The sequence below is a fragment of the Calidithermus roseus genome, assembly GCF_003574095.1.
In the GTDB taxonomy this organism is placed as follows: domain Bacteria; phylum Deinococcota; class Deinococci; order Deinococcales; family Thermaceae; genus Calidithermus; species Calidithermus roseus.
The window spans coordinates 44,343-50,342 of the sequence record NZ_QWLA01000017.1; the positions used below are offsets into that span (position 1 = coordinate 44,343).

Genomic DNA, 6,000 nt, shown 5'->3' on the forward strand with positions numbered 1-6,000 from the left:
CACAGAGAGGAGCGCGAGCAGCCCCAATGGAAGATACGGGTAGTTACAGTTCCAAGCCGAGTCCTCCTGGGGGTTGCGCTCTGCCCTGAACCCGCAGGATTCAGCCTCCTCGAGGATACGGCGTCCCCGAGGAGGTCTTCATGTTATTTCTGAAGCAATCTGGGCCGGGGGTGCGCCCATGAGGCGCTTGTTCCCTTCCCCCGATTCCCTGCGACCTCGCGCCCCCTTCTCCCGCTGGGATCTGGTGGTGATCCCCGGCATCCTGGTGCTGCTCTCGCTGCTCACGGTGGCGCTGGAGGGGGCCACCCAACCCTTTGGCCCCCGCTCACCCGACCTCACCGTGAGCCTCGAGCCGGTCTATCTGCCCTACTACAGCCTGCGCAGTTTGCTCAGGATGCTGCTGGCCATCCTGCTTTCGCTTTCGTTCACCTTCGTCTACGGCAGCATCGCCGCGAAAGTGCCGCGCAGCGAGCGCGTGCTTATCGCCCTTCTCGACTTCTTGCAGTCGCTGCCTATCCTGGGCTTTCTCACTGCGAGCACCGCGATCTTCGTGGGGCTGTTCCGGGGCAGCCTGTTCGGCCTCGAGGCGGCCAGTATCTTCGCCATCTTCACTTCGCAGGTCTGGAACATGACCTTTAGCTTCTACAGCGCGCTCAAGACCGTTCCCAAGGAACTTGTGGAAGCCGCGGCCATGCTGCGGCTCTCGCCCTGGCAGCGCCTCTGGAAGCTCGAGGTGCCCTACGCCATGCCGGGTCTGGTCTGGAACGCCATGATGTCGGTCTCGGGAGGTTGGTTCTTCGTGGTGGCCTCGGAGGTGATCAGCGTGGCGGGGCGCGAGCGGGAGCAGTATTTGCCGGGGGTGGGCTCCTACATCGCCTTGGCTATCCAGCAGGCTGATGTCCGCGCCATGATCTGGGCGGGGATCAGCCTCTTTCTGCTGGTGCTGCTGTACGACCAGCTCTTCTTCCGCCCTGTCGTGGCCTGGGCCGAGAAGTTCAGGCTCGAGCAATCCGGGGCCGCCAACACGGCCCGGTCGTGGGTGCTGACCCTGCTCCAGCGGGCCCGGCTAACCCAGCGCATCGCCCGGCTGCCCGCCGCCTTGTGGGAGTGGCTGTGGCTGTGCTCGGCACGGTTCAGCCGAGTGGGAAGCGCCCTGGAGGGCAGATTGACGCGGCGGCGCAGGGAGCGTCTGGCTGACCTCGGCTTCAACCTGGGGCTGGCTGTGGCCTCGCTCAGCCTGCTAGGGGTATTGCTAAGCTACTTGTTTGGCCCCGGCTTGGGTTTTCAGGGAGGGCGAATGCTGCAGCCCAACCCGAACCTCAACCGCAACTTTTCTCCCGAGCTTGCCCGGCGCTTTGCCTCTTTGGGCATCGCTCCAGGAGCCGATCGGACCGTATGGCTTTCCCAGCTCTGTGCTGCGAGCCAGGGAGGTCAGGTGGTGCGCGAGGAAATGCGGACTTTGTTGCACGAGCCGGAGGTGGGGGCTCCAGCTAACTTGGTTGAAGCCTGCTCACGACCTTTGGCCCCCACCGGCAAGGTAGCTTGGCCGGAGGTGTGGGAAGTGCTCAAATACGGGCTATGCACCATGCTACGGGTCAGCGCGATGGTGCTGCTGGCCGCTTGCTTGTGGACCCCCATCGGGGTATACGTCGGCCTGCGGCCTACAGTCGCCCAGTGGGCGCAGCCCCTGGCCCAGTTCGGCGCAGCCTTTCCCGCCAATCTGCTCTTTCCCCTCTTCGTCGTGGCCCTCGCCAACCTCAGGCTCAACCCCGAGTTCTGGCTTTCCCCATTGATGGTGCTGGGCACCCAGTGGTACCTGCTCTTCAACGTGGTGGCTGCAGCCATGACCCTCCCCAACGATCTCAAGGAGGCCGCCCGGATGCACGGGCTCTCTGGCTGGGCCTGGTGGCGGCGGCTCGTCCTCCCAGCCACCTTCCCAGCCCTGGTGACCGGAGGCATCACCGCCGCGGGGGGTAGCTGGAACGCCAGCATCGTGGCCGAACGGGTGAGCTGGGGCAGCACCACCCTGGTCGCCACTGGCTTAGGAGCCTACATCGCCCACTGGAGCACCGGCGCCTTCAACCCCCACGTGGGGCTGGGAATGCTGGTGATGGGTTTGCTGGTGCTGGCCTACAACCGGCTCCTCTGGCAGCCACTGTACCGACTGGCCGAGGAGCGCTACCGCCTTGACTGAAGATGCCCATTAGCCCTGGAAAGGAGCCCCTATGCAGAGCATCCTCAGCGCCACTCACCTGACCAAGAGTTTCAGCACCCCCGAGGGCAGGCCTTTCACGGTTCTCGACGACATCGACCTCGAGCTGAAGGAGGGCGAGATCGTAGCTCTGCTGGGCCGCAGCGGCTCGGGCAAGAGCACCCTGCTGCGCTGCCTGAGCGGCCTCGTCCGGCCCTCCTGGGGGGAAGTGCGCTACCGGGGCCAGCGCGTGAAGGGGCCGATGCCCGGCATGGCTATGGTCTTCCAGAACTTCGCTTTGTTCCCCTGGCTTACTGTGCAGCAGAACGTGGAGCTGGGTCTGGAGGCCATGGGCGTCCCCGCCCCCCAGCGCCGCCGCCGCGCGCTGGAAGTCATCGACCTCATCGGGCTGGATGGCTTCGAAAAAGCCTTCCCCAAGGAACTTTCCGGTGGGATGCGCCAGCGGGTAGGCTTTGCCCGCGCCCTGGTGACCAACCCTGACATTCTGTTCATGGATGAACCCTTCAGCGCGTTGGACGTGCTCACCGCCGAGAGCCTGCGGGACGAGTTGCTGGAATTGTGGAGCGAGCGACGCATTCCCACCAGGAGCATTCTCCTGGTAACCCACAACATCGAAGAGGCAGTCCTGCTGGCCGACCGCATCCTGGTGCTTTCGGCCAATCCTGGGCGCCTAATGGCCGAGGTCACCGTGCCGCTGCCTTACCCGCGCAAGCGGGAGCACCCGGTCTTTGTCGAGCGGGTGGAGCAGGTCTATCGGATCCTGACCACCCGTCCTGGGCTCGAGCAGCCCCCCGCCGAGGCCATCGGCATAGGCCACCGCCTACCCAGGGCCCCCATTGGGGCGCTGGAGGGGCTTTTGGAGCGGGTGGCCGAGGGTCCCGGCTTTGGCCGGGAAGACCTGTCCAAGCTAGCCGGGGAGATGCAGCTCGAGGTAGACGAACTCTTCCCCCTGCTCGACGCCGCCGAGTTGCTGGGGCTGGCGGTGGTGCAGGAGGGAGACATCCGCCTCAGCCCGCTGGGTCAGCGCTTTGCCGCAGCCTCCTCCAATACCCGCAAGAAGATCTTCGCTGAACGCATGCTGCTGAGTGTCCCGCTGGTAGGGCACATTCACCGCGTGCTCCAGACCCGTCCCAATGGGCGGGCTCCCGAGGAGCGCTTCGTGCGCGAGCTGGAGGACTATATGCCCACCGAGGAGGCCCTTGCGGTGCTAGCCATCGCCATCGACTGGGGCCGATATGCCGAACTCTTCGAGTATGACTACAATGCTGGGGTGCTCTATGGCGAGGGGGCGCCGAGTCCCGGGACTTAAAGCCAAGCAGCTCCTGGAGCCAGCAGGCGGCCTGAATGGAGCTATCGCCGCTCGCGGCGTCGGTCCATGATGTGAATGTCGACGTCGTGGGTCAGGTGGATGAGCCGCTGGATGATCGAAAGCCGCAAAAAATCGCGCCAGGTGGGGTTGGAGTTTTCGCCCAGGACGAGCTGGGTGATGCCATGCTCCTTGGCAAACTCCGCCAGCGCCCGGGCGACGTCGCGACCCTCGAGGCTGTGAAAGTGGCCCTCGAGGCCCTCGGTGATGATGCGGTGGCCGTCCAATACTCGCTCCTCCTCGCGGGAGAGACGACGGTTCCTCACATGCACCACGTGCAGCTCGCCCCGCATCCGCCTGGCCATGCGGGCGCCGCGGCGGATGAGCAAGACGTCTTTGGAACTTGGAGTCACCGCCACGGCGATGCGCTCCTTGATGGCCGGGGAGTCTTCCCCTGCCGAGGCATCCTCCTCGACCTTATCCGCCACACTGCGCAGGGCCAGCTCACGCAACACGGCCAGGTTCTCCGCAGTAAAGAAGTTGGCCAGGGCCTGCTCGATCTTGGTCTTGGGATAGATCTTGCCCGCCCGGAGCCGCTCTTGCAGAATCTCAGGGGTCACGTCCACCAGGATCACCTCATCGGCCTCCAGAAGCACCCGGTCGGGTACGCGCTCTTTAACCTGCACCCCGGTGAGGCGGGCTACCAGGTCGTTGAGCGACTCGAGGTGCTGGATGTTCATAGTAGAGATCACGCTGATTCCCGTTGAAAGCAGCTCCTCCACGTCCTGGTAGCGCTTGGCATTCTTGGAGCCGGGGGCGTTGGTGTGAGCCAGTTCGTCCACCAACACCAACGCCGGGCGGCGCTCGAGCAGCCCCTCCAGGTCCATTTCTGGGAGGGTCACCCCTTTGTACTCCAGCTGCTTGCGGGGAAAGATGGGCAGCCCCTCGCCCATCCGGGCGGTATCAGCGCGCCCGTGGGTCTCAAGGTAGCCCACCACCGCATCCACTCCTGCCTCGAGTCGCTCCCGTATCTCCTGCAGGGCCCGGTAGGTCTTGCCCACCCCGGCGGCGGCCCCCACGTAGATCTTGTGGCGGCCTCTCCCGCTCTTCAGGATGGCCTCGAGCAGCTGCTGAGGGTCGGGCAGCGCTTCCACAAACCTTAGAGTGTGTCTGAATAGCGGCCTCACACGATTTTAGCCAGGCGAGCGAGCATGATGCGGGTCATGCAGGCGTAGATGATGGCCTCGGTAGTGCGGGCAAAGCGTTCGAAATCACGGGTGAGCCGGCGGAAGCCAGTGAGCCAAGCAAAGGTGCGTTCAATCACCCAGCGCCGTGGAGCGGGCACAAAGCCGGGTTCCCCAGGTTTGCCCAGACCTTTGGAGACCTCGACCTCCAGGGGGAGGTTTGCAGCCACCCAGTCAATGAAGCTACCCCTGAAGCCCTGAGCTACCCAGAGTTTGAGCAGGGTGGGGAAGTCCGGGAAGGCCTCTTGGAGCAGCTGGATTCCCCCAGCCCCCTCGTGTGTATCGGCTTTGAGTACTTTGGCTTTGAGCACCAGCCCCAGGGTGTCGGTGAGGATGAAACGTTTGCGTCCCTTGACCCCCTTGTGTCCATCAAACCCGCATTCCCCACCCTGACGACCGGTCTTGGCACTCTGGCTATCTACGATCCCGGCAGTGGGCTCGGGGTGTCTCCCGGAGGCCACCCTTACCTGCGCCCGGAGGCTCCCGTTGATCCGCTCCCAGGTTCCATCCAAACTCCACACCCTGAAGTAGTGGTAGGCGGTCTGCCAGGGCACGTGGTCGGAGGGCATCAACCGCCAGGCACAGCCTCCTCTGAGCACGTAGAAAATAGCGTTCAAGATCAGGTGCCAATCCCACTTGCGTCTGGGATGAGGCTTCAGTTCGGGCAGCAGGGGCTTCAACAGCTCGTATTCCTTTGTGCTAAGATCGCTGGGGTAGTTGGTCATAGCAAACACCAAACTACCCCTTTTTCCCTTGATAACCTATTCAGACATGCTCTAGGAAGCCAAACGTAAACCATCAAGGACTTTCGGCAGGAGCAGAATCGAGAAGGCCAGCCAGTGGAAGCCCTTGAGGGTGTCGGCCAGGCGCTCGTAATCCCGTGAAAGACGGCGGAAGCGCGCCATCCAGGCGGGCCAAGCAGACGGGCCTCCAAGCTTGGAGGCCCGCTTGTCTGCGCAAACTCCGCTCGACGACCCACCGCCTGGGCAGCAGAACAAAGCCCTTTTTGGCCTCTTCAAGCTTGACTACGCACAGCTCGATGCCTTCCCCGGCGGCGGCCTGCTCGGCTTGCAGGCCGGTGTAGCCCTGGTCCACAAAGGCGACCTCAACCTGCTCTGTTGCAAAGTTCCCATAATGTAGCGAGATGACTAACGGTAGGCGTTGTAGACCAACGCCTTGACCCGGCACTCCCGCATCTGCAGGCGGAGTTTGCGAGAACGCACCCCCTCACCGAACTT

4 protein-coding genes and 1 pseudogene are annotated in these 6,000 nt (G+C 63.8%); 2 read left to right on the top strand and 3 right to left on the bottom strand.

Translation table 11 applies throughout. The features are described from left to right. Positions 1-178: 178 nt before the first annotated feature. Positions 179-2,194 carry an ABC transporter permease gene (locus tag Mrose_RS06210; RefSeq protein WP_119276557.1) on the top strand — a complete coding sequence of 672 codons (2,016 nt, stop codon included), beginning with the start codon at positions 179-181 and terminating at the stop codon, positions 2,192-2,194. A gap of 31 nt (positions 2,195-2,225) precedes the next feature. Beyond that, a complete protein-coding gene (locus tag Mrose_RS06215) occupies positions 2,226-3,521 on the top strand; it encodes an ABC transporter ATP-binding protein (protein WP_119276558.1) in 1,296 nt (431 codons plus the stop codon). 41 nt (positions 3,522-3,562) lie between these two features. Here the strand turns inward: Mrose_RS06215 and Mrose_RS06220 are convergent, their stop codons facing one another. The 3 genes and pseudogenes from Mrose_RS06220 to Mrose_RS19360 all read right to left on the bottom strand — a co-directional run. Beyond that, positions 3,563-4,672 (bottom strand): sensor histidine kinase KdpD, encoded by a 1,110-nt coding sequence (locus Mrose_RS06220; protein WP_220452292.1) that lies wholly within the window; start codon positions 4,670-4,672, stop codon positions 3,563-3,565. 29 nt (positions 4,673-4,701) lie between these two features. Continuing rightward, entirely contained in the window at positions 4,702-5,487 is a 786-nt protein-coding gene (locus tag Mrose_RS06225) for an IS5 family transposase (RefSeq protein WP_119276559.1), read from the bottom strand. 51 nt (positions 5,488-5,538) lie between these two features. Beyond that, a pseudogene (locus Mrose_RS19360) lies at positions 5,539-5,872 on the bottom strand (hypothetical protein); the annotation flags it as partial. Between the last annotated feature and the right edge of the window lie 128 nt (positions 5,873-6,000).